Raw genomic sequence first — 22,955 nt, 5'->3', positions numbered from 1 at the left:
ACGTACGGGTGGCGGGTTGTTGCACGGGGGTGTAGAAGAGCGAGCCTACCCGCTCGCCGTGCCCCAAACGGGTGACTCGGACCTCATCGCCGGGCCGGGCCACCGTCCACCAGGTGAAATCCCGCCAAGATACGTCGCTGACCTGGGCTTTTCCCGGCATGTAGCAGGCGTCACTCCGGGCGTCATCCGGCCCGTCGGTGCTGCCTGGGACGAGATCGTTTCTCGACGTACATCCGCTCGTCAGCTGATTTCAACACCTCGTCCGCCGTCATTCCGCAGTGCGCCCATCCGATGCCGAAACTGGCCCCGACGCGCATCGCGCGACCGTCGACCCGGATCGGCTGGATGATCTCGTTGCGCAGGCGTACGGCGAGGTCCTGGGCGTCCGCGCGGCCGAGGCCGTCGGCGAGGACGACGAACTCGTCACCGCCGAGCCGGGCCACCGTGTCGCCGTCGCGCACGCCCCGGCTGAGCCGGCGGGCCACCTCGATGAGGACGGCGTCGCCCGCGTTGTGCCCGAACCGGTCGTTGATCGACTTGAACCCGTCGAGGTCGCAGAAGAGCACCGCGAGCCCCTTGGTCCCGTCGTCCCGCTCGTCCTCCGGCGCGACGGTGTGCACATGGTGGTCGAAGGCGTCGAACGGCCCGCCCGCCGCGTGGAAGTCGAAGGCGTGCCCGCCGTGCCCCGCGGCCTCGTACTCGTCGAACGACGGGTGCGGCAGCCGCGGCGGCGGCTCGGCGCCGCCGAACTCCCCGTGCTCCCCGAACTGCCCGAAGGCCGCGTTCATGGAGTCGGCCACATGCATGGAGTCGGCCGCCCCCGCGGCCGGGAGGGAGTGGGGGCGCTGGCAGAGCCGGGCCGACAGACGCGAGCGCAGCTCCGCGGAGTTCGGCAGCCCGGTGAGGGCGTCGTGCGAGGCGCGGTGCGCGAGCTGCAGTTCGCGCCGCTTGCGCTCCTCGATGTCCTCGACGTGGGTGAGCAGGAAGCGGGGCCCGTCGGCGGCGTCCGCGACCACGCTGTTGCGCAGCGACACCCAGACGTACGTCCCGTCGCGCCGCCCGAGCCGCAGCTCGGCGCGCCCGCCCTCGGCGGAGGTGCGCAGCAGGGTGCCTATGTCCTCGGGGTGGACGAGATCGGAGAAGGCGTAGCGGCGCATCGCGGAGGCGGGGCGGCCGAGCAGCCGGCACAGCGCGTCGTTGGTGCGCAGGATCCGGCCGTGCTGGTCGCCGCCCATCTCGGCGATGGCCATGCCGGAGGGGGCGTACTCGAAGGCCTGCCGGAAGGATTCCTCGCTGGCGCGCAGCGCCTGCTGCTCCCTTTCGAGCCTGACCAGTGCACGCTGCATGTTGGCGCGCAGCCGAGCGTTGCTGATCGCGATCGCGGCCTGGAAGGCGTACATCGTGAGCGCCTCGCGTCCCCACGCGCCGGGTCGCCGACCGTTTCGCGGCCGGTCCACCGAGACGACGCCGAGCAGCTCACCGCAGGAGGTGCCGCCGGCGCCCGGGGTGTACATCGGCGCGAAGAGCCGGTCGGAGGGGTGCCACTCGTCCTCGAAGCGGGGCGCGGGGCCGTCGGTGTACCACTGGGGGACGTCGTCCTCGTCGAGCACCCAGCCCTCGGTGTGGGGTATGAACCGCAGGTCGCCCCAGGCCTCGCCCATGCTCAGCCGGCGGTCCCAGGAGGCGCGGGAGCCGACGCGGCCGGAGATGAGGGCCTCGGCGGCGCTGTTCCCCGCGAGGGCGGCGACGACCAGGTCGCCGTCGGGGCGGACGAGGTTCACACAGGCCAGTTCGTAGCCCAGGCCGTTGACCACACCGTCGGCGACGGTCTGCAACGTGTCGGCCAGGCTGCGCGCGGTGTTCATGTCGGCCATGACCTGGTGCAGCTGCTTCAGCGTCCCCAGACGGACGTAGGGCTCCGACTCGGTCTCCATTGGCCCTCCCCCCGAGATCTCATGGCAGCTGTGGCAGCTCCAGGCTCCAGGTAACCTGCGTAACCTGCTCGACTCTCTCGACTCGCTTAACTCGCGGGCTTACTACCGCTTACAGTTCCCGCTTACAGGTTCCAGCTTCCCCGCCACTGAATCACAGCGCGAAGCCCACTCGGTACACAGGGTCAACAAAATATGGCTCCTGTGACTCAAGTCACAACAGAAGATGAGCAATTGAGTGGAGTTTATGCGTTTCCCTCGTGCGCTTCCTGAACAGAATTCAGAACTCTGTGTAGGCACTGTGAGCAGGGTTGAGCGGGCTTGAGCGAGTGCCCGACAGTGTCGGGTGCCGGCCGCGTGGCCCTAGGGCCCTTCTGGTGGATCTCCGTGGGAGAAGGAGCGGCGTTCGGTGCGTGCGCTCGGCGTGCGGCGTGGAGGGTCTTGTGGCGGAGCCACCTGGCCCTTCGCGCCGTGCGGCTGGGGGTCCCCCCACGCCCTTGAGGCAGTGGGGGAGTGCGTGCCGGGCGTCGCGACGCCGCGGAGATCCATCAGAAGGGCCCTAGGTCGTAGGTCCTGGTGGAGGGTCGGGCCAGGGGCCGATGCGGTGTCCCGGCGCCGAGGCCTAGCGTGCGGGGGTGACCGTTCCCTCCCCCTCTCTCGCTCCCGTCCCTCTCGCAAATCCGGCGGAGGCCGCGGAGGAGACCCCGGCCGTCTCCCTCCCCCTCCCCGGCGGGCATGCTGAGGGGGTGAGTGAAGACGAGTTCCGTGCCGCGATGGCCCGGCTGGCGGCCGGTGTGGTCCTGGTGACCGCGCACGAGGCGGCGCTGGATCCGGAGGGGCCGCGCGGCGAGGACGTCGGTATGACCGCGACGTCCTTCATGTCCGTGTCCCTCGACCCGCCCCTCGTCATGGTCGGCCTCCGCGAGGGCTCCCGCATGGACGACCTGCTCGCCGAGCAGCCCCTGTGGGCCGTCTCGGTGCTCGGCGAACAGCAGCGCACGGTGGCGTCCCGCTTCGCCATGAAGAACCGCGTGAGCGACCGTCTCCTCTTCGCCGACCTCCCCCACACGCGCGGCGAAGCCAGCGGCGCCCTCCTGATCACCGGCGCCCTGGCCACCCTCGAATGCCGCACCGAGCAACGCGTCACCGCGGGCGACCACACCCTGGTCATCGGCCGGGTCCTGACATCGACGTCCCCGGGCACGGACGGATCCCCGCTGACCTACTTCCGGGGCCGCTACCGGCAGTTGGCCCCGTAAGGCGCGCCCCGTAAGGGGCGCGGGGAACTGCGCGAGAACCCCCACAGACGCGCGGCCGAAACTCCGCCCCTCGGGAGTGACCACGGGGGGCGAAGGGGCGCAGCCCCTGGAGGACGGGACGTGGATGGGACGGGCAGGGGCGGCGGGGGCGCTACTCACCCGGACGCACCGAGGCTCACCCCCAGTCCCGCCCCGACCTCCCCCGCTTCGTGTCGGACCGCTGCTTCTTCTCCCGCAGCCGCCGCTCGTTGATCCCCCGGGGAATCCGCGTCGCCCGCCGCGGCTTCGGCGGCGGCGCCGTCGCCTCCGCCAGCAGCGCGGCCAGCCGCACCGCCGCGGTCTCGCGGTTGCGCCACTGCGACCGGTGCTCGGAGGCCCGCACCGTCACGACCCCGTCCACGAGCCGCCCCGCGAGCCGCTCCAGCGCCCGCGCCTTCCACACCTCGGGCAGCGCCTCGGTGTTCGCGAGGTCGAACCGCAGCTCGACCTGGGAGTCACTGGTGTTGACGTGCTGTCCGCCGGGACCGGAGGACCGGGAGAAACGCCACATCAGCTCGGCCTCGGGAAGCGAGACGGAGCCACGGATGACGTGAGGACCGGACATGCCCCCATCGTCACCCGGATGTCCGGTCCACGTCACGCGTTTTTCGGCGCGAGGGGGCGCGAGGGAGCCCGAGTAAAGAAAGTAAAAAGCGCTGGAACCTCTGGCGCCCCTCCCTACGTTCATAGGGGTACAGGTAGCTTCGTCCCCGGTACGAAGCCCGTAGAGGCACGCAAGTGCCCGCACGCAACGAGGGAAGGACTCCCAACCATGGCTGTAAGCCTGTCCAAGGGTGGCAACGTCTCGCTCACCAAGGAGGCTCCGGGCCTGACCGCCGTCACCGTGGGCCTCGGCTGGGACGTCCGCACCACCACCGGCACGGACTTCGACCTCGACGCCTCGGCGATCGCGGTCAACCCGCAGGGCAAGGTCTACTCGGACGGCCACTTCGTCTTCTTCAACAACAAGCAGACCCCGGACCAGACGATCGTCCACACGGGCGACAACCGCACGGGCGAGGGCGCGGGCGACGACGAGGCGATCAACGTCAACCTCGCGGGCCTCCCCGCCGACGTCGACAAGATCGTCTTCCCGGTCTCCATCTACGACGCGGAGAACCGCTCGCAGAACTTCGGCCAGGTCCGCAACGCCTACATCCGCATCGTCAACCAGGCCGGCGGCGCCGAGATCGCCCGCTACGACCTCTCCGAGGACGCCGCCACCGAGACCGCCATGGTCTTCGGCGAGCTGTACCGCAACGGCGCCGAGTGGAAGTTCCGCGCGGTCGGCCAGGGCTACGCCTCGGGCCTCGTCGGCATCGCCCAGGACTTCGGCGTCAGCGTCTGAGTCCGGACGGCGACCGGGGCCCGCGCCCCGGACCGCACCACCGAAGGCCCCGCCGACGTACGGCGGGGCCTTCGGCCGTCATACGCGCCAGTCGGCGCAGTACTGGATGTGCAGCGAGGCGGGGACATGCCGCCGGGTGCGCCGCTGGAACCACGGCCCGGGACCGAGTTCGACGCAGCAGTGCCCGGAGTCCGGGTGGCGGTGCGCGAAGGAGGGGGCCTCGTCGACGAGGTCGCGCAGGGAGGTGCCGTGCTCGCGGAACGCGGTGGGGCTCCCCACGACGAAGAGCGTGTGCGCGGCGATGTCGAAGGCGAGATGGTCCCGGTACGAGGGGTACGCGCGCCGCTGGTGGTCGAGGGCGTCCTCGTCCGGGAAGTCCCGCTCCGGTGTCGCCGTCGCCGTCTGGAGCCGGCCGGCGTCGAGCCGGGACCGCAGCTCCTTCCACGAGGCGGTCCGGAACCGCAGGCTGTGGTGGACCAGGACCAGGTCCAGCGCGACGGGTTCGGTGTCGCCGCCGCCGACGCCGTCGGGAGCGGGCCCGGCCCGCAGCGGCAGATGGACCAGCGACCGGGCGGACCGGGCGGCGAGCGCCCACAGCGCGACGAGCTGCTCCGCGCCGGCCCGGTCGGCGTACATCGACAGCCAGTAGTGGTCGTCGCGCAGCGCCAGCCGTGCCGCCGACGGGGCGGGCCGGATCACCCGGAACTCGTCACCGCCCAGCCGCGCCCTGTGCACCCGTACCCGCTGTTCCACCCCGCCCCGACCCCTCTCACGCATCCGGAGGAACCAGGAACTGTACGGCCCGCTGATCGATAACGTGCGGGCATGCTGCAGCTCGAACCTCTCCGTACGGCCGCGGACGGAACCGTTCCCGGGCCCCTTCTCGCCGAACTCACCGCCCTGCACGCCTCGAACCGCGACTTCTACACCCTGAGCGGTGACTTCCCGGACGCGAACGACATCCGTCCCGAACAGGTCGCCGCGGCCCTGTCGGTCGAGCTGGCCACCCCGGACGTGGAGGTCCTGCTCGCGAGGGAGGGCACGGAGAGCGGTGAGGGAGGGAAGGGCGAGGCAGGCGGGGAGAGCGGGCCGCGCGGGGAAGGCGGGGACGGCCCGGGCGCCGGGCGGCTCGTCGGGATCGCCATCACTCTCGCGCGCCACCCCGATCCGGCCGACCCCGACCCGTGGATCGGGCTGCTGCTCGTCGACGCCGGGGCCCAGCGACGGGGGTACGGGCGGGAGTTGGCGGCCCTCGTGGAGGAGCGGTTCCGGCGGGCCGGACGCATCGCCGTACGGCTGGCGGCGCTCGACAACAACCCCGGCGCCCTGGCGTTCTGGGCCTCCCTCGGCTACGAGGTCGTCGAGCGTCGCCGGGACCGCCAACTGGGCCGCCCCTGCACGGTGTTGCGCAAGCCGCTGCGCAGGAAGCGCCGGGCCGCGCGGGTCGCCGTGCTCGACCCGGAGGGGGCCGTCTTCCTCTTCCGGTACCGCGATGCCGAGGCGGGCCCGCACTGGGCCCTGCCCGGCGGTGGGCTGGAGGACGGCGAGACTCCCCGCGAGGGTGCCCTGCGGGAGCTGCGCGAGGAGACGGGCTGGACGGATGTGCGGCCGGGCGCCTTCCTCTGTTCCTGGGAGCACGACTTCATCCGCGCCGACGGGCACGTCCGCCAGTACGACGACATCTATGTGGCCCGTGGCCCCCGCCGCGAGCCGGTCGGCGGCCTCCTCACCACCACCCGCGCGCAGGAGGGCATCCTGGACTGGCGCTGGTGGACCCCCGCGGACCTCGCCGACCCGACGGCCGAGCCCGTATGGCCGCCCGAACTGCCCCGGCTGCTGGCGGAGTTCGAGCGGGCGGAACGGGCCGGGGGCTGCGTGGGCCGGGGACTGAGCGGTTCCGCTCACGGCCGCGGCGGCTTCCCCTTCCCGTACAGCCAGTCCTCCCAGACCGGCGTCAGGTCCGCCTCCCGGGCCGCCTTCCGCGCGGACCCCGCCGCGAACTTCTCCACGTACGCCGTGAAGTCGGCCGTGTCCGCGTTGCCGTGGCGGTGTGCGGTCGCCCAGCCCCGGATCAGCTCGAAGAAGGTGTCGTCGCCGACGGCCTCCCGGACCTTGTGCAGGACCATCGCACCGCGTTCGTACACCGGGCTGTCGGAGATCCGCGCCGCGCTCGGAGGCCGCGCGGGCGGGAAGTCCCAGACGGCCTTGTTCGAAGCGGCGTCCGGGAAGTAGTCGCCCTCGTACAGCGCGTCGAAGGTCTCCTGGGCGCTGTCACCGCCGTGGTCCTCCTCCCACAGCCACTCGGCGTACGTCGCGAACCCCTCGTTGAGCCACATGTCCCGCCAGCTCCTCGGGGTGACGGAGTCGCCGTACCACTGGTGGGCCAGTTCATGGACGAGCAGCGAGAGGCCGGGGGCACCGGGGAAGACGGGGCGGTTCTGCGTCTCCAGGGCGTATGCGACGTCCTCCGGGCGGTCGACGATCGCGCCGGTGGAGGAGAAGGGGTACGGACCGAAGCGCCCCTCCGCCCACCGGACGACCTCGGGGATGCGCCCCAGCACGGCCCGGCTCTCCTCGGCCTGGGAGGGATCGACCGCGACGTACACGGGAAGCCGCCCCCGGCCGCCGACCGTCGAGCGGCGGATCTCGAACTCGCCGATCGCGAGCGTGGCCGCATAGCTCGCCATGGGTTCGGCGGTGTGCCAGGAGAAGGTCGTACGGCCGTCGCGGGTGTGCTCGCTCCTCAACTCGCCGTTGGAGACCACTCGCAGGCCCTCGGGGACGGTGACCGTGATGTCGTACGCCGCCTTGTCGGAGGGGTGGTGGTTGCCGGGGAACCAGGCCATCGAGCCCGTGGGTTCGCCGAGCGCGAGGACACCGTCGGCGGTCGGCAGCCAGCCCTCCCGGGAGCCGTCCGGGTCGGTGATCGTCACGGGGGTGCCCGAGTAGCGCACGGTCGTCCGGAACATCTCGCCGTCGTCGAGCCCCTGTTCGGGCGTGACGGTCAGCTCCTGTCCGGCCCGCTTCCAGCGCGCCGCGACGCCGTCGACGGCGACCGAGTCGACGCGCATGCCCCGGAAGTCGAGGTTGAAGGAGCCGAGGTCCCGGGTCGCCCGCGCGGTGACGACGGCGGTGGCCCGCACGGGGGTGTGCGCGCCGGGGTCATGGCCGAGGGTGAGGGCGTAGTGGGTGACGTCGTACCCGCCGTTGCCGAGGCGGGGGAAGTACGGGTCGCGGAGACCGGCGGAGCCCTTGGTCCTCCCGGCCTCGCCGCCGCCGTCGGTGCACGACGTGAGCGTGAGGGCCAGCGCGACGGTGAGGAGGGCGGCCGGTACGGCCCGTGCGGATCGGGACACGTCGGCGATCCTATGAGGACATGACACCATCGCCTACGTGCTCGACATCGGCTACGCCCTCTCCAACCGCTTCCCGGACCCGCCGCAGACGGACTACCGCCGGGCCGACGTGTACGCGCTGCGGCACGACCTGTTCTGCGGTGATGTGTACCTCGCCGACACCAAGGCGGACCGGGAGCTGTCCACAGCCTGGGGATGGGTGCCGGTGCTGGACTTCGCGTGGGCGCTGTGCGACATCGTGGAGCGGATCGACCAGGACCCGGCGGGGTCCCGCGCCTCCCGGCCCCAGCACGCGGAACTCGACTTCACCGAGTCCACGGACCGCATGCTCTTCGAGCGCCGCTTCGGATGGGTGGACATCGAGGCGGACTGGATGCCGGCGGAGGAGGCCCCGCTCACCTTTCCCCACGCCGAACTCCGCCGCGAGGCCCGCGACTTCCTCCAGGACGTGATCGCCGACCTGTGCGACCTGCACGACGCGCTGGCCGAGAACCCGGCGATCTGGACGCTGCAGGCGCGGTTTCCCCGGGTGCGGTGAGTTTTGGGCCGCGTGTGTCGTCCGCGGGTGCGTGGGGCTTCTCGCGCAGTCCCCGCGCCCCTGAAAGAGGCCTGCGGCCCTTTCAGGGACGAAAAGCACGGGGCGCAGCCCCGGCTTTTCAGGGGCGCGGGGAACCGCGCGACCAGCCCCCACCGGACCGGCACCCGCAAACGCACCCGAACCCCCGAGCTACCAGGCGCCCATCACCCCTCCACCCGAATCCCCATCGCCCCCGCCAGCACCGGCGCCAGATCCATCAGCTGAGCCGCACTGATCACGGCCCCCGACAGCCGCTCCACCCCCCGGGCGACCTCCACCACCGCGGCCCTCCGCAGATCCACATCCACCAAGGTCACCCCCGTCAGGTCGACCCCCCGCAGCGCACACCCCACGAACTCGACCCGCTCCAGCCGCGCACCCCCGAAATCCGGCTCGACCAGTACACAGTCCTCGAAGACCACGTCCTTGAGCCGGGCCCCCCGCAGGTTGAGGTAGTCGATCTTGCCTCCGCGCACGAGCACCCGTTCCCACACGGCCCCGTGCGCCCGCACCCCGCCGAGCCGCGCGTCCACCAGCTCCACATCGCGCAAGGTCGCCTCGGCCAGATCCGTACCGACGCCCCGTATCCCGGTGAGGACGCAATCGAGCACCCGGGCCCGGTGCAGCCGTGTCTCGTCCAGCGCGCACCCGGTCAGCGCGCAGTCCATGAACCGCGCGCCCCCGCCGTCCTGCCCGACGAAGTCCTCCTCCCGGAACTCCAGCCCGTCGTAGTCCCCGTCGGGCTCCAGCTCCCCGCCCGCGTACGCCTCCAGCACCGGCAACCGCACCTCCGGCCGCCGCGCCGCCTTCACCACCGACCTCGCCCGCACCATGCCCCCATCCTGCACCCGGCCACTGACAATCCGCCCGACCTGCGCGAACGCACCCCGGGCTCCCACCCCACGAACCACCACGGGCCCCATGTCACATTCCGGCGCCCCCGGCCCGTCGTACCCACGACAGCCGCGAGCACGGCCGCAAACACGGCCGCAAGGACGGCCCGGCACCGACCGAGGGAGCCCCAGCCATGCACCGCGCTCCAGCCACGCACCGCACCGCCGCCCCCATCCCCCTCACCGTCGTCGGCGGCGGTTTCGCCGGGCTGACCGCGGCGATCACCGCCGCCGAGGCGGGCGCGCGGGTCACCGTGTACGAGGCGCACCACACCCTCGGCGGCCGGGCCCGGACCGCGGAGGGCCCGTACCGGACGAACGAGGGACCGCACGCCCTGTACAGCGGCGGCCCGCACTGGACCTGGCTCGCCCAGCGGGACCTGATCGGCCCGCTCGCGCCCCTCCCGCCCCTGGAGGCCGCCCGGTTGCGCCTGCACCACCGGGGCGCGCTGCGCCGCACCCCGCCGTTCGCGATGCTCAGGCTGCTCCGCCCGCGCCGTGGCCGTACGGGCGGGCACGCGCCCGTGGACGTCGACTTCCTCACCTGGGCCGCCGGACAGGCGGGCGAGGAGGCCGCGCGCGCCGCCGCCAACTACGCGGCGGTGGCGGTGTTCCACCACGACCCGGGCTCCTTGTCCGCCGCGTTCGTGCAGGAACGGCTGCGCCGGGCCACCAAGCTGCCCCCGGAGGCGCACTACCCGCGCGGCGGCTGGGGATGCGTCATCGACCGGATGGCGGCCCGCGCCTGGAACCTCGGCGTCCGGATGGAGACCCTCAGCCGCGTCGACTCCCTCGACGCCCTCACCGGCACCGGCGCGGCCACCGCCAGGGACACCGGCCCGATCATCGTCGCCACCTCCCTCGACGCCGCCCGCCGGCTGCTCGGGGACGACTCGCTGACCTGGCCGAGCGGCCGTACGGCGCTGCTCGATCTCGCCCTGCGCACCCGCCGCGGTGACGCGTTCGCGGTCTCCGACCTGGACGCGCCCGGCTGGCTCGAACGGTTCACCGCGCAGGACCGGAGCCTGGCCCCGGCGGGCGAGCAGCTGCTCCAGGGGCAGTTCCCGATCGGTCCGCACCAGTCCCGGGCGGACGGTGTCGCCCGCGCCGAGCACATCCTCGACCTGGGCTTCCCCGGCTGGCGGGACCGGGTCACCTGGCGGCGCGAGGCGACCGCGAACGGCCGTACGGGCGCGGTCGACCTCCCCGGCACCAGCTGGCGCGACCGCCCGGCCGTGGACCGGGGCGACGACGTGTACCTGGCGGGCGACCGGGTCGCGGCGCCCGGGGTGCTCTCGGAGGTGTCGTTCAACAGCGCCCTCACGGCCGTCTCGCTGGCGCTGGGCAGGAGGTCGGGGAACACGCTTGACCTCAAGCATGCTTGAGGTCGGAGGCTGGGGCACGCCGGGAGAAACCCGGCGACCGCACGCCGTCCGCCCAGGGGGCTCCCATGCACGCCATCCGTCTGCACACCTTCGGTCCGGCCGAGAACCTGACGTACGAGAAGGTCGCGGACCCCGCGCCCGGCCCCGGGCAGGTGCGGATCGCCGTCGCCGCCGCGGGCGTACACCTGCTGGACGCGGCCCTGCGCGAAGGTCTCCCGGGCCCGGGGCCCACGCCCGAGCTGCCCACGATCCCCGGCCGCGAGGTCGCCGGAGTCGTCGAGGCGCTCGGGGAGGGCGTCCCGGACCGCTGGCTGGGCAGGCGGGTCACCGCCCACCTCGGCTTCGTACCCGGCGGCTACGCCGAACTTGCCGTCACCGAGGTCGAACGGCTGCACGAGATCCCGGAGAACCTCGACTTCGCCGAAGCGGTCGCGATGATCGGCACGGGCCGTACGGCGATGGGGATCCTGCTCTTCGCCGAACTCGGCCCGGGCGACGTGGTCGTGGTCCCGGCGGCGGCCGGCGGCCTCGGCACCCTCCTCACGCAGTACGCCAGGAACGCGGGCGCCACCGTCGTCGGCCTCGCCGGCGGGCCCGCGAAGACGGCCCGGGTCGCGGCGAACGGCGCCGACCTCGCCGTCGACTACACCGACCCGGCCTGGCCGGAGAAGGTCGCGGCGTACCGGGGGAAGGTCACGGTCGTCTTCGACGGCGTCGGCGGGGAGGTGGCCCGGGAGTCCGTCGCCCTCCTCGCCCCCGGCGGCAGGCACATCGTCTTCGGCTGGTCGGCGGAGGGGATCAAGGACGGCGGCCCCTATCTCGTCGAGGGTGTCTCGGAGACCGTCCTCGGCGAGGAGATGCGCCGCCGGGCGGGCGGCCCCGACCCCATCCGCACCCTGGAGCTCCGCGCCCTCGCCGAGGCCGGCGCGGGCCGGCTCATCCCGGCCGTCCACCGCTTCCCGCTCGCCGGGGCCGCCGACGCCCACCGCGCCCTGGAGAACCGGGGCACCACCGGCAAGGTGGTGCTGGAGCCGTGACCGCCCCCTCCACGCGCCCCGGAACCGCCCGGACGACGGAGACCGGGACACCGCCCGACCCCCGCCGCTGGTGGGCGCTCGTCGTCATCGCGCTCGCCCAGCTGATGGTGATCCTGGACGCGACGATCGTGAACATCGCCCTGCCGTCCGCGCAGCGCGACCTGGCGATGTCCGACGGCGACCGGCAGTGGGTCATCACCTCGTACACCCTCGCCTTCGGCGGCCTGCTGCTCCTCGGCGGCCGGATCTCGGACCTGCTCGGCCGCAGGCGCGCCTTCGTCATCGGCCTGGCCGGCTTCGCCGTGGCCTCCGCGCTGGGCGGCGCGGCCTCCTCGTCCGGCACGCTGTTCGCGGCCCGCGCCCTCCAGGGCGTCTTCGCCGCCGTCCTCGCCCCCTCCGCGCTCAGCCTCCTCACCACCACCTTCGCGGACCCGGCGGAACGCGGAAAGGCGTTCGGCGTCTACGGGGCGATCGCGGGCAGCGGTTCGGCGATCGGCCTGATCTCGGGCGGGCTGCTCACCGAGTACCTGGACTGGCGCTGGTGCCTGTACGTCAACGTCCCCATCGCCGTCGCCGCCCTCGTCGGCGCGGCCGTCCTCCTCCCCGACCACCCGGCCCGCACGGGCGCCCGCCTGGACATCCCCGGCGCCCTCCTCGGCTCCGCCGGCCTGACCGCCCTCGTGTACGGCTTCGCCGAGGCCGAGCCGCGCGGCTGGACGGACACCCGGGTCCTGGTCCTCCTCGCGGCGGGCACCGCGCTGCTCACCGGCTTCGTCCTCTGGCAGCGCAGAGCCCCGCACCCCCTGCTCCCCCTCCACATCGTCAAGGACCGCGACCGCGCGGGCTGCTTCCTGACGATCTCCCTGGCGACCGTGGGCATGTTCGGGATGTTCCTGTTCATGACCTACTACTTCCAGGTCGTCCTCGCCTACTCCCCCGTGCGCACGGGCCTGGCCTTCCTCCCCCTGACCGCCGCGATCATCACCGGCTCGACCCAGATCTCGGCCCGGCTGATGCAGCGGGTACCGCCCCGGCGCCTCATGGTCCCCGGCACGCTGCTCGCCGCGACCGGCATGCTGATCCTGACCCGGCTCACGGTCGACTCGGCGTACACCACCGCCGTCCTCCCGGCACTGATCCTGATGGGCCTCGGCATGGGCATGACCTTCATGCCGGTCTTCTCCACCGCCACCGCCGGGGTCGCCCCCGAGGACGCGGGCATCACCTCCGCCGCCCTCAACACCGCCCAGCAGGTGGGCGGTTCCCTCGGCACGGCCCTGCTCAACACCATCGCCACCACCAGCGCCACGGCCTACCTCGCGACCCACCCGGCCCGCGAGAGCGTCGTCCACGGCTACACCACCGCCCTCTGGTGGGCCGCCGCCATCCTCGCCCTCGCGTCCGTGACCGCCGCGACGATGATCACGGCGAGGGCGCCGCAACGCACCGCCGCCTGAGCGCGCCTACCGCCCCGCCACCCGGTCCGCCAGCCGCGCCAGCCTCGACGACTCCCCGCTGGACGAGGCGGCCTCGCGCCGGTCGGCGGTGCGGTACGTCGCGTACATCCCCTGCACGCCCACCCAACGGAACGGCTCCGGCTCCCACTTGCGCACCCGGTGGTTCACCCACGGCAGCGAGGTCAGCTCCGTGGCCCCGCCCTGCCCCGAGTCCCGCCGGACCAGGTCGCGGAGCGTGCGGGCGGCGAGGTTGGTGGTGGCCACACCGGAGCCGACGTAACCACCGGCCCAGCCGAGCCCCGTGGCCCGGTCGAGGGTGACCGTGGCGCACCAGTCGCGGGGCACCCCGAGCACCCCGGACCAGGCGTGCGCGACGCTCACCCCCGCCAGCGAGGGGAAGAACCGCACGAGGATCTCGTACAGCGCCTCGATCGTCGCCGGCTGCGTCCGCCCGTCGTTGTCCGTCCGCGACCCGAAGCGGTACGGCACCCCGCGCCCGCCGAGCGCGATCCGGTCGTCGGCGGTGCGCTGGGCGTACATATAGGCGTGCGCCATGTCGCCGAGCGTCTCGCGCCCCTCCCAGCCGATCTCCGCCCACTGCTCGGCGGTCAGCGGCTCGGTGGCGATCATCGAGGAGTTCATCGGCAGCCAGGTCCGCCGCTGCCCCCTGAGGGCGGCCGTGAACCCCTCCGTGCAGCGCAGCACATAGGGCGCCCGGACGGTCCCGTACGGCGTGACCGCGTGCCCCGGCCGGATCTCGGTGACCGGCGTCAGCTCGTGAACGGTCACCCCGAGTCCCTCGACCAGGGCCGCCAGCCCGGTCACCAGCTTCACCGGGTTCAGCCGCGCCCCGTGCGGCGTCCACGTCGACCCCACGGCGTCCGCGACCCTGATCCGCCCGGCGGTCTCCCGGGCGCCGTACAGCTCACGGTCGTCCTCCCCGAAGGCGGCCTCATGCTCGTGAAAGGCCTTCAGCCGCCCCAACTGCGCCGGTGTGCGGGCGACTTCGAGCACCCCGCCCCGATGGATGTCGGCGTCGACGCCCTCCTCCCCCGCCACCCGCACGACCTCGTCGACGGTCTCGTTCATGGCCCGCTGCAAGCGCACGGCGGCCTCCCGCCCGTGCAGCCGCGCGTACCGGTCCCGCCCGGCGATCCCGTTGTAGAGCCAGCCGCCGTTGCGCCCCGAGGCCCCGTACCCGCAGAACTTCTGCTCCAGCACGGTGATCCGGAGGGAGGGGTCGGCCTTCTTCAGGTAGTAGGCGGTCCACAACCCGGTGTACCCGCCCCCCACGATCACCACGTCGACCGCCGCGTCCCCGGCCAGCGGCTCCCTCGGAACGGGAAGCCCGGCCTGCGCGTACCAGAAGGAGACCCCGCCGTTGACGGTGCCGGCCGTACCGGCGGTCGCGCCCGGGGTGCTGCTCCGCGAACTGCTCATGCCCGGACGCTAACCCTTCCCGACAGCCCTGTCTCCTACGGATTCCGTGGCGTACGGGCGTCTCGGGGCCGGAAATCCAAAGGAATACGGGCGGGGGCGCGCGTAGGGTCGACGGCGTGATCAATATTCCGATCGATGTTCCGGAGGAACTGGCCGAGACTCAGGAGGAGATCAACGGGGAGGCGGGGCGGCGATTCATCGCGGACCTCCCCCGCCTGACCGCCGACTTCCTGGACCGCTGGGACCTGCGCCTCGACGGCAGCCCCATGCACGGCATGTGCGCCCTGGTGGTGCCGGTGGTCGGCATCAGCGACGGCACCCCGGCCGTCCTCAAGCTCCAGATCCTGGACGACGAGAGCGAGGGCGAGCCGGTCGCGCTGCGCGTCTGGGACGGCGACGGGGCCGTACGACTCCTGGACCACGACCCCGGCACGGGCACGATGCTGCTCGAACGCCTCGACCCGGCCCGCATGCTGTCCCACGAGCCCGACACCCACCAGGCCATCGAGGTCATCGCCCGCCTCCTGGCCCACCTGACCGCCACCCCGGCCCCGCCGACCGTACGCCGCCTGTCGGACATCGCGGCGGACATGCTGGACCGCACCCCGGCGGTCCTGGCCGACATCGCCGACCCGGCCGACCGCCGTCTGATCGCGGACTGCGCGGCGGCGCTCCGCGAAGTCGTCACCGAGCCCGGCGACCGGCTCCTCCACTGGGACCTGCACTTCGACAACGTCCTGGCCGCCGACCGCGCCCCCTGGCTGGCCATCGACCCCAAACCGCTGGCCGGCGACCCCGGCTTCGACCTCTGGCCCGCCCTCAACAACCGCTTCGACCCGGCCGACGTCCCCTGGCGCTTCGACGCGATGACGGAGGTCCTGGACCTGGACCGCGAACGGGCGAGGGCCTGGACCCTCGCCCGCCTCCTGCAGAACGCCCTCTGGGAGATCGAGGAGGACCGCTCCCTCGACCCGGACGACCTGGAACTCGGCCGGCGTCTGCGCTGACCGGTCCCGGCCGGGCTCACCAGGTGTGGGCCACATCCACCACGACACGGTCCGGCAGCTGGATCACCCGGAACGGCAGCCGGGCCCGGACCCCCAGACCGACCTGGCTCTGCCCCTCGAAGGTGCCGCCGAACTTGGCGTCCCGGAAGGTGCTGTACCCACCGAGGTTCACCCCGGGCAGGGCCTCCCCGTACTCACCGGGGTACGTCGGCTCCCCGGCCTCCAGGTCATAGCTCCACGCGCCGATCCGGATGTCGAGGATCGCCCCGCCGGCCACCGGGATGTACTCACCCGAGGGGTCCGCCTGGAAGCGGTCCACGTACTGCACGTAGTACCCGACCGCGCCGCCCCCGCCGGGCACGTCGAACACCATCCGGTCATAGCACTCGTGCCGCCCGGCCCGGATGTCCACCAGATGCTCGGCTCCCTGAGCGGCACCTCCCTTGGCCCCACTCCCCCACCCGGTCGCACAGGCGGCAGCCGCCTTGGAGGCCTCCCCCGCGGCCCCCGCGGTACCCGCCGCCATCCCCACCGTGGCCCCCGCCAGCACGAGCACCGCCGCAGCCGCTCCGAATCGCCGCATCATGTCCCCCTGTGTGTCCGTCACTCGACGTCCCTGATGCCGGTAGAGACGACTCGGTACGCCGGAAGGTTGTACGACAGAAAGGGGCAAACCCGGGAATCCCGCACTCCGCTTCACGATGCCCGGTGCCCTGTGCCCTGTGCCCTGTGTCAGCCGGCCCCGGGGCCGACCGCGGCCTCGCGGGCAGTGGGGGTGCCGGACTCCTCCCCGTCGCCGGAGGGCACGTCGCCGGTCGCGGGTGCCTGGCGCAGGAACACGGCCACCAGGGCAGCGGTCACCAGGGCGATCGCCACACAGACGAGCGCGGTGACGTGGAAGGCGTCGGTGAAGGACTGCCGGGCGGCGTCGACCAGCGGGCCGGTCCAGGCGGTCTCGCCGTACTGCTCGACCGCCGCCAGGGTGCCGCCGAGGGTGTCGCCGACCGCGGCGTCGGGTGCGGCGGACGGTGCCCTGTCGCCGATCTCGGTCTGGTAGGCGGCGTTGAAGACGCTGCCGAGGAGGGCGAGGCCCAGGGCCCCGCCGAACTCGGTGCTGGTCTCCTGGATCGCGGACGCCTCGCCGGCCCGTTCCGGCGGCGCGGAGCCGACCAGGATGTCGGTGCTCAGCACGCCGGCCGGGCTGAGGCCCGCGGCGAAGACGACCGAGGCGGTCACGATCATGCCGACGCCCGAGGAGCTGTCGAGCCGGGTGAGCATGAAGAAGCCGACGGCGGAGACGGCCAGGCCGGCGGCGATGATGACGGCGGGGCGCACGGTCCGGACCAGGGTCGTGGAGATCATGACGGCGATCATCGCCATCACGGTCATCGGCATCATCCACAGTCCCGCCTTGAACGGCGGGAGATCGGCGACCAGTTGGAGGTACTGGGCGACCAGCAGGTTGATGCCCATCATCATGAGCGTGCTGAGCGTCATCGCGGTCAGTGCCGTGTTGAAGGACCGGCTCCTGAAGAGGTTCAGGTCCAGGAAGGGCGTGCTCAGGGCGCGCTGCCGGCGGACGAAGACCGTGCCGAGGGCAAGTCCGGCCAGCAGGAAGGCGAGCGGCACCGGCCCGAGGCCGTCCGTGGCGGTCTTCTTCGCTCCGTAGACGACGCTGAGCACGGCGAGCAGCGACAGCAGGGCGCTGGGCAGGTCGAGCCGGCCGGCGTCCTCGTTGCGGTACTCGGGCAGGACCAGGGGGCCGACGATCAGCAGCAGCACCATCACGGGGACGGCGAGCAGGAAGACCGAGCCCCACCAGAAGGAGCCGAGCAGCGCACCGCCGACCAGCGGGCCAGCGAGGGCGCCGACCATGAAACTGGTCATCCACACGCCGATGGCGACCGACCGCTGTCTGGCGTCGAGGAACATGTTGCGGATCAGCGACAGGGTGGACGGCATCAGGGTGGAGGCGGCGATGCCGAGCAGGGCGCGGGTGACGATGAGCATCGTGGCGCTGGTGGACAGGGCCGCGAGCACCGAGGCCGCGCCGAAGGCGACGCCTCCGATCAGCAGCAGCCTGCGGCGGCCCACGCGGTCGCCGAGGGTGCCCATGCAGATCAGGAACCCGGCCAGGGTGAAGCCGTAGATGTCGGTGATCCACAGCAGCTGGGCGGCGCTGGGGTCGAGGTCCGCGCTGATCATGGGTACGGCGAGATGCAGCACCGTGAGGTCCATGGACAGCAGCACGGTGGGGAGTGCGAGGGCAACGAGGCCGATCCACTCGCGCCGCCCGGCGCGGGGGGCGGGTGCGGTGCTCATGAGGCATCCTTCGGGTCGTGCGGGGCGGAGGTGCCACGGTGTGCGGCGATCAGGGCCTCCAGCTGCGGGACGATGTCGGCGGGGGCCGGTTGCGCCGCGATGTCGGCCCGGAGCGCGGCGGCTCCGCCGCGGAAGGCCGGTTCGGTGAGCACGCGGTGCAGCCGGGCCCGCATGGCCTCGACGGTGGCCTGGCCGGCCTCGACGACGAGCCCCGCCTTGCGGTCCTCGACGTACCGCGCCATGTCGACGTACTCGGAGCCTTCGAGCGGAAGTATCAGCTGGGGCAGTCCTGCGGCGACGGCGGCGGAGATCGTGCCGCCGCCGCCGTGGTGGATGACCGCCGCGCAGGTCGGCAGGAGCTGAGTGAGGGGGACGTAGTCGACGGCGCGGACGTTGTCGGGCAGGTCTCCCACTCCGGCGAGCTGCTCGGCGGTGAGGGTGGCGACGAACTCCATGTCGAGGCCGTCCGCGAGGGCGAGCAGTCGTGCGGTGAACTCCTCGTTGCCGGCGAACAGGGCGCGGGCGCTGGTGCCGAGGGTCACGGCGACGCGGGGCCGGGCGGGGCGTTCGCGGAGCCAGTCGGGCAGGGGCGCGGCACCGGTGTAGGGGACCCAGCGCACGGGCACGGTGACGCCCTGGACCGGGAGCTGCATGCCCGGGGGTGTGGGGTCCACGCTCCACTGGCCGAGGAGGACCTCCTCGTCGAAGGTGTCGCCGTAGCGTTCGAGGAGGGGTCGGATCATCTCCGCCATGAGGTCGCGGCCGGGCGGGCTGGTGCGCCGGAGCGCCTCGACGTACTGTCCGCGGACCCAGCCGAACTGGTCCAGTCCCCACAGGAACCGGGCGTGGGGGACTCCGGCGGCACGGGCGGCGACGGGGGACGGTGTGAACAGCGGGTCCCAGAGCACCAGGTCCGGCCGCCAGTTCCGCAGGAACCCGGTGAGTTCGTCCACGGCCGACGGTGGTCCGTCGGCGTCCGGGGCGCGTTCCCCGGCCGCGGTGTACATCGCGTACAGGGCCGGCAGGTAGTGCCGGACCATCTGCCAGCGATTGGTGTCCCCGGGGTCGACGCCGAGGGTGCGGGCGATGCGCTCCAGCCGCTCGTCGTCGGCCGTCGCGGCGACGGCGGCACCGATGTCGATCTCTTCGCGCAGCGGTACGGCCGTCAGGCCCGCGGCGGTGATGGCGTCGACGGTCTCCGGGTGCGCGTGGGTGACCACCCGCACCTCGTGGCCCTGGCTCTGCAGGGCCCAGGCGAGTGGCGTCAACGGGAAGAGATGCGCCGTCACCGGCAGCATCGTGAAGACAACACGCAAGGGTCTCTCCGTCGGTCGGGAGCGGTGCGGCGCGGTTCAGCCGCGTCGGCGATGGGGGGTGCCGAACCAACGGTTCAGCGCGGTCTCCAGCCCGTCGTCGGTGCCGGGGGAGGTCCACACGACATGGCCGTCGGGTCGCAGCAGCACCGCGTCGGTCCCGGCGAACGGGTGGGCGGGGGGCAGGTTCTGGAGGGTGCCGGTGACCACGTCGACGCGGTCGTCCCAGGGTGCGGCGAGGGCGCGCGGTCCGGGGTCGTCGGCGAGGTCGAGGAGGACGCCGCGGGCGGGTCCGAGCAGTTCGTGGACCGGGGTGGCGGAGGTGGGGGCCTGTGCGGTGACGACGTCGAGGGCGGGGACGCACAGGCCGAGGGCCGGGTGGGTGCCGGTGCCGACGTCGTAGCGGATGTCGAGGCCGCTGGCCTGTCCGATGAGGAAGCGGTTGGGCTCGTCGAAGCCGATGAGGCGGCCGACCACGTCGCGCAGCGGCTGGGTCTCGGAGCCGCCGAAGAAGAGTGTGCCCTGGGCGAGGGTGTTGGTGATGAGGGTCCGGCCGACCGGGTGGCGTTCCTCGTGGTAGGTGTCGAGCAGGGACGCGGGCGCACGGCCCGTGACGACGGAGCCCAGCTTCCAGCCCAGGTTGAAGCTGTCCTGGAGGGAGACGTTCATGCCCTGTCCGCCGGCGGGGAGGTGGATGTGGGCGGCGTCGCCCGCCAGGAGGACGCGTCCGCGGCGGTAGGTGTCGACGAGGCGGGCGGCGTCGGTGAAGGAGCTGACCCAGTGCGGGGTGGCGTCGCCGATGTCCTCGCCGGTCAGCTTCTCCCAGGCGGTGGCGACTTCGGCGAATTCCACGGGGCCGGTGCGCTGCCGGGGGCGGGTGCCGTGGAGGCGGATGACGATGCGGGTGACGTCGGGGCCGAGGGGGGCGGCGAGCACGATGCCGGCGGTTGACCGCTCGCCGGTGAAACGGGGGGCGACGGCCGGTCCGCTGATGTCCGCGAGGAGCAGTTCCACGGTGGCGTCGTGGCCGGGGAAGCCGAATCCGCCGAGTCGGCGCACGGTGGAACGCCCGCCGTCGCATCCCACCAGGTAGGCGGCGCGGACGCGTTCGGTGCCGTGCGGGCCGGTGATCTCCGCCTCGACGGCGTCGCCGTCGTCGGTGAGGGCCGTCAGCTCGCGGCCGTACGCCACGGTGACGCCGAGGCTCGTGACCCAGTCGTGGAGGACCTGCTCGGTGAATCGCTGCGGGATGCCCGAGACGCCGGCGTGTGCGCCGTTCTCGGGAGTGAAGTCCAGGGGAAGGCTGCCGAAATGGCCGGCGATGGGGGTGATCACGTCACCGAAGTGGTGGAGCAGACCGCGCTGGCGGAACATCTCCATCGTGCGGGCGGTGAAACCCATGCCGCGCGATTCGCCGGTCAGGCCGTCGAGACGGTCCACGAGGACGACGTCGGCGCCCGCCAGGCGGAGCTCCCCGGCCAGCATCAGGCCCGCGGGGCCGGCACCGACGACAATGACGGACGTATCCATTTTCCTCCCTCGCGTGCCGAAAGCACTGACGCGTCCAGGATCGAGGAGAGCGGCTGCCGGGCTCAATGGCTTCAGGTACAGAGCTTTGTCAAATCACGTCATATCTCTGAAAAGCCTTGCCGGAATGGGCTGTTCGGCCCCGACATTAGAATTGCCGAACGCTCAGCAGTCGACGACTACGGGAGATTCACCGTGATGACCAGCAGCGTCCCGTTGCCTCGTATGGACAGGCCGGACGCGGAATGCGTGCTTGTGAGCCGCCGGTTCGTCGGGGACCGGGACCGTCAGAAAATAGCCGTGGAAAGCGTCATGGCTCAGTGGTCGGCCCTCGATCCGCCCGCCGGATTCCGCTCACTGAGCTGTTTCGAAAGTGTCGACGGCGAGCATGTGATGACCGTGTCGCAGTGGGCGGACGACGCGTCGGCCGACGCGTTTCTCAGGGCTCGTCCGCCGCTGCCGGTCCCCGGTCTGGAGACGGAGGCGGACGCCGGCCGGCTGCGTCCGCAGGTCTTCCACCGCTACCGGAGCAACACCTCGGGCGGAGCGGGCGACGCCGTCTGTGTCGTCACCCCGGTCTTCGACGTGGACGGTCCGGAGCGCCAGCGGCGGGCGGTGGACGCCCTGCTCGACGGGCCGCTGGGCGAGCCGTTCCCGGGGCTGAAGGCGATGCACTTCCATCTGAGCAACGACGGGGTGCACGTCCTCAACTACGCCGAGTGGACCTCGTTGGACGCCCACCGGGCCTTCCTGGAGAGCGAACTGGCCGACCGGGCGTTCGCCGCGCTGCAGGGGCTCGGCGGGGTGCGCGGTCTCGGCGGCAAGGCGTATGTGCTGCACAACCGGCTGCGCGACCCGCTCTCCTGACGGCCGGTCACGCCACGTGCGCGGCCCGGCCTCGCGCGGCCGGCACCGGGCGGCCGGCCGACGGTCCGCGGGCCGGTGCCGCGTCACGGGCCAGGAGGCACTCCTCCAGGAAGCCCAGGGCCCTGAGGTGGTAGGTACGGGCCGCCCAGCCGAGGCTGATGTTGTGCCCGGCGTCCGGCTGGTGGTCCACCGTCACCCGGGCGGCGGCCAGGGGTGCCGTGAGCGCCGCCAGGGCCTCCGCGTCGCATCGCCACCACTGTTCCTGCTCGGCGAAGGTGAAGCGGACGGGGACGGTGACCCGGGCGGCGATGCCCGGATACAGCAGGGGCCACAAGGGGCCCTCGCTCGCCTCCAGTCCGGGCACCGGCGACACCAGTGCGCGGCTGAGGCGGAACGCGTCCGGCGGGTAGAACCGCAAGGAGCCCCAGTGCCGGCGCCAGTCCCCGTGCCCCTCCGGCCCCGGCAGCCGGTGCGCGTCCACGGCCAAGGTGCTGCCGAGTCCGGAGATGTCCAGGCCCACGAGGCGGCAGGCCGCCTCGCCCGGGGGGTGCGCGGCGGGCCACCCGGCAGCGGTGACCAGAGCGAGCTTGCCCCCGTTGGAGTGGGCCACCAGGAAGACCTCGGCACCGGTGCAAGAGGTCACCGCGAAGTCGCCGAGCGCGGCGTGGAGGGTCGCCGCCTGCTGGTCGAGGGTCTGTCCCTCGGGGAGGTACGGGGCGGAGGCCCCGTATCCGGGCCGGTCCACGGCGAGCACGGCGTAGCCGAGGCGGGCGCCCAGTGCGAGCAGGGAGAGGCCGGGGCTGGAGCGGCTGTCGAAGTAGCCGGCGCTCATGCCGGCGCCGTGGATGGCCACCACCAGGGCGCGGGGCGGGCCGGCGGGTTCGGCGAGCAGGGCGGACAGCGGGACACCTGCGGCGTCGAGGGTGATGCTCCGGATCTCCGGTGGCTCGGCCATGTCGGTTTCCTCTCTGGGCCGTGCGGTGGACCCGCCGGGGCCGGCCCCGCCGCGCGGGGGCGGGCGCGGGGCGGGCCGGCCGGGCGGGCGCGGGAGCGCGTTCAGTCGGTGCCGCGGTAGATGCACCGGTCGGGGACGTCGTCCTCCTCGCCCGCGAGAAGGACGGGCGGGCCGTACCCGGGGACCGGCGGCTCGTCGGCTGTCCGTGCGCGCTCCATGCTCTCGGCTTCCATCGGTGTCCT

At 72.9% G+C, this 22,955-nt stretch carries 20 protein-coding genes and 1 pseudogene; 9 read left to right on the top strand and 12 right to left on the bottom strand.

Annotation, left to right across the window (positions count from 1 at the left end; translation table 11 throughout):
• Window positions 1-182: 182 nt before the first annotated feature.
• Complete coding sequence (gene cdgB, locus J8M51_RS41280; RefSeq protein ID WP_086762895.1) at window positions 183-1,934, bottom strand: diguanylate cyclase CdgB; 1,752 nt, start codon at window positions 1,932-1,934, stop codon at window positions 183-185.
• A 743-nt stretch (window positions 1,935-2,677) separates the two neighbouring features.
• On the opposite strand from cdgB, the gene J8M51_RS41275 reads away from it, so the two are divergent.
• Complete coding sequence (locus J8M51_RS41275) at window positions 2,678-3,190, top strand: flavin reductase family protein (RefSeq protein WP_086762893.1); 513 nt, start codon at window positions 2,678-2,680, stop codon at window positions 3,188-3,190.
• Between the two features lie 175 nt (window positions 3,191-3,365).
• On the opposite strand, the gene arfB is transcribed toward J8M51_RS41275, so the two are convergent.
• The gene (gene arfB / locus J8M51_RS41270) at window positions 3,366-3,794 is read right to left on the bottom strand and encodes an alternative ribosome rescue aminoacyl-tRNA hydrolase ArfB (protein ID WP_086762891.1); all 429 of its coding nucleotides are present in this window, start codon (window positions 3,792-3,794) and stop codon (window positions 3,366-3,368) included.
• Between the two features lie 207 nt (window positions 3,795-4,001).
• Between arfB and J8M51_RS41265 the strand changes: the two genes are divergently transcribed.
• On the top strand, window positions 4,002-4,577 hold the full coding sequence (locus J8M51_RS41265) for a TerD family protein (RefSeq protein ID WP_086762889.1): 576 nt from the start codon (window positions 4,002-4,004) through the stop codon (window positions 4,575-4,577).
• Window positions 4,578-4,655: 78 nt separating this feature from the next.
• On the opposite strand, the gene J8M51_RS41260 is transcribed toward J8M51_RS41265, so the two are convergent.
• Window positions 4,656-5,354 (bottom strand): hypothetical protein, encoded by a 699-nt coding sequence (locus J8M51_RS41260; protein WP_216870236.1) that lies wholly within the window; start codon window positions 5,352-5,354, stop codon window positions 4,656-4,658.
• A 51-nt stretch (window positions 5,355-5,405) separates the two neighbouring features.
• On the opposite strand from J8M51_RS41260, the pseudogene J8M51_RS41255 reads away from it, so the two are divergent.
• Window positions 5,406-6,440 (top strand): annotated as a pseudogene (locus J8M51_RS41255) (GNAT family N-acetyltransferase); the annotation flags it as partial.
• A 38-nt stretch (window positions 6,441-6,478) separates the two neighbouring features.
• On the opposite strand, the gene J8M51_RS41250 reads toward J8M51_RS41255, so the two are convergent.
• Window positions 6,479-7,963 carry a M1 family metallopeptidase gene (locus J8M51_RS41250; protein WP_086764705.1) on the bottom strand — a complete coding sequence of 495 codons (1,485 nt, stop codon included), beginning with the start codon at window positions 7,961-7,963 and terminating at the stop codon, window positions 6,479-6,481.
• 7 nt (window positions 7,964-7,970) lie between these two features.
• On the opposite strand from J8M51_RS41250, the gene J8M51_RS41245 reads away from it, so the two are divergent.
• Complete coding sequence (locus J8M51_RS41245) at window positions 7,971-8,471, top strand: hypothetical protein (protein WP_086764708.1); 501 nt, start codon at window positions 7,971-7,973, stop codon at window positions 8,469-8,471.
• 203 nt (window positions 8,472-8,674) lie between these two features.
• Here J8M51_RS41245 and J8M51_RS41240 read toward each other — a convergent pair whose 3' ends face one another.
• Window positions 8,675-9,343 (bottom strand): pentapeptide repeat-containing protein, encoded by a 669-nt coding sequence (locus tag J8M51_RS41240; RefSeq protein WP_267299969.1) that lies wholly within the window; start codon window positions 9,341-9,343, stop codon window positions 8,675-8,677.
• A 194-nt stretch (window positions 9,344-9,537) separates the two neighbouring features.
• On the opposite strand from J8M51_RS41240, the gene J8M51_RS41235 reads away from it, so the two are divergent.
• From J8M51_RS41235 to J8M51_RS41225, 3 genes are all read left to right on the top strand, one after another.
• Window positions 9,538-10,788 carry an FAD-dependent oxidoreductase gene (locus tag J8M51_RS41235; RefSeq protein ID WP_267299968.1) on the top strand — a complete coding sequence of 417 codons (1,251 nt, stop codon included), beginning with the start codon at window positions 9,538-9,540 and terminating at the stop codon, window positions 10,786-10,788.
• A gap of 65 nt (window positions 10,789-10,853) precedes the next feature.
• The gene (locus J8M51_RS41230) at window positions 10,854-11,825 is read left to right on the top strand and encodes a zinc-binding dehydrogenase (RefSeq protein WP_086760411.1); all 972 of its coding nucleotides are present in this window, start codon (window positions 10,854-10,856) and stop codon (window positions 11,823-11,825) included.
• Window positions 11,822-13,282, top strand: coding sequence for an MFS transporter (locus J8M51_RS41225; protein ID WP_086760412.1), 1,461 nt, complete (start codon window positions 11,822-11,824; stop codon window positions 13,280-13,282). The genes J8M51_RS41230 and J8M51_RS41225 overlap by 4 nt, the downstream gene beginning before the upstream one ends.
• A 6-nt stretch (window positions 13,283-13,288) precedes the next feature.
• Here J8M51_RS41225 and J8M51_RS41220 read toward each other — a convergent pair whose 3' ends face one another.
• Window positions 13,289-14,722 carry an NAD(P)/FAD-dependent oxidoreductase gene (locus tag J8M51_RS41220; protein ID WP_086760415.1) on the bottom strand — a complete coding sequence of 478 codons (1,434 nt, stop codon included), beginning with the start codon at window positions 14,720-14,722 and terminating at the stop codon, window positions 13,289-13,291.
• Between the two features lie 116 nt (window positions 14,723-14,838).
• Here J8M51_RS41220 and J8M51_RS41215 point away from each other — a divergent pair, with 116 nt between their 5' ends.
• Entirely contained in the window at window positions 14,839-15,729 is an 891-nt protein-coding gene (locus J8M51_RS41215) for an aminoglycoside phosphotransferase family protein (protein WP_398857921.1), read from the top strand.
• Window positions 15,730-15,745: 16 nt separating this feature from the next.
• Here the strand turns inward: J8M51_RS41215 and J8M51_RS41210 are convergent, their stop codons facing one another.
• The 4 genes from J8M51_RS41210 to J8M51_RS41195 all read right to left on the bottom strand — a co-directional run bounded on the left by J8M51_RS41210 (window position 15,746) and on the right by J8M51_RS41195 (window position 20,894).
• Window positions 15,746-16,312, bottom strand: coding sequence for an AMIN-like domain-containing (lipo)protein (locus tag J8M51_RS41210; RefSeq protein WP_216588929.1), 567 nt, complete (start codon window positions 16,310-16,312; stop codon window positions 15,746-15,748).
• A gap of 149 nt (window positions 16,313-16,461) precedes the next feature.
• Entirely contained in the window at window positions 16,462-18,051 is a 1,590-nt protein-coding gene (locus tag J8M51_RS41205; protein ID WP_216588903.1) for an MFS transporter, read from the bottom strand.
• Window positions 18,048-19,367 carry a nucleotide disphospho-sugar-binding domain-containing protein gene (locus J8M51_RS41200; protein WP_086762840.1) on the bottom strand — a complete coding sequence of 440 codons (1,320 nt, stop codon included), beginning with the start codon at window positions 19,365-19,367 and terminating at the stop codon, window positions 18,048-18,050. Before J8M51_RS41200 ends, J8M51_RS41205 begins: the two co-directional genes overlap by 4 nt.
• A gap of 36 nt (window positions 19,368-19,403) precedes the next feature.
• Window positions 19,404-20,894: an FAD-dependent monooxygenase gene (locus J8M51_RS41195; RefSeq protein WP_267299967.1), complete on the bottom strand. Its 1,491-nt coding sequence runs from the start codon at window positions 20,892-20,894 to the stop codon at window positions 19,404-19,406.
• Window positions 20,895-21,203: 309 nt separating this feature from the next.
• On the opposite strand from J8M51_RS41195, the gene J8M51_RS41190 reads away from it, so the two are divergent.
• Window positions 21,204-21,758 (top strand): antibiotic biosynthesis monooxygenase, encoded by a 555-nt coding sequence (locus tag J8M51_RS41190; RefSeq protein WP_216588906.1) that lies wholly within the window; start codon window positions 21,204-21,206, stop codon window positions 21,756-21,758.
• 7 nt (window positions 21,759-21,765) lie between these two features.
• Here the strand turns inward: J8M51_RS41190 and J8M51_RS41185 are convergent, their stop codons facing one another.
• Together J8M51_RS41185 and J8M51_RS41180 are read right to left on the bottom strand one after the other, a co-directional pair.
• On the bottom strand, window positions 21,766-22,713 hold the full coding sequence (locus J8M51_RS41185; protein WP_216588907.1) for an alpha/beta hydrolase: 948 nt from the start codon (window positions 22,711-22,713) through the stop codon (window positions 21,766-21,768).
• Window positions 22,714-22,814: 101 nt separating this feature from the next.
• Entirely contained in the window at window positions 22,815-22,946 is a 132-nt protein-coding gene (locus J8M51_RS41180; protein ID WP_267299966.1) for a hypothetical protein, read from the bottom strand.
• Between the last annotated feature and the right edge of the window lie 9 nt (window positions 22,947-22,955).

The organism is Streptomyces griseiscabiei (assembly GCF_020010925.1).
GTDB lineage: Bacteria > Actinomycetota > Actinomycetes > Streptomycetales > Streptomycetaceae > Streptomyces > Streptomyces griseiscabiei.
The sequence above is the reverse complement of the archived record's forward strand: the minus strand, read 5'-3'. Positions and strand labels throughout refer to the sequence as shown.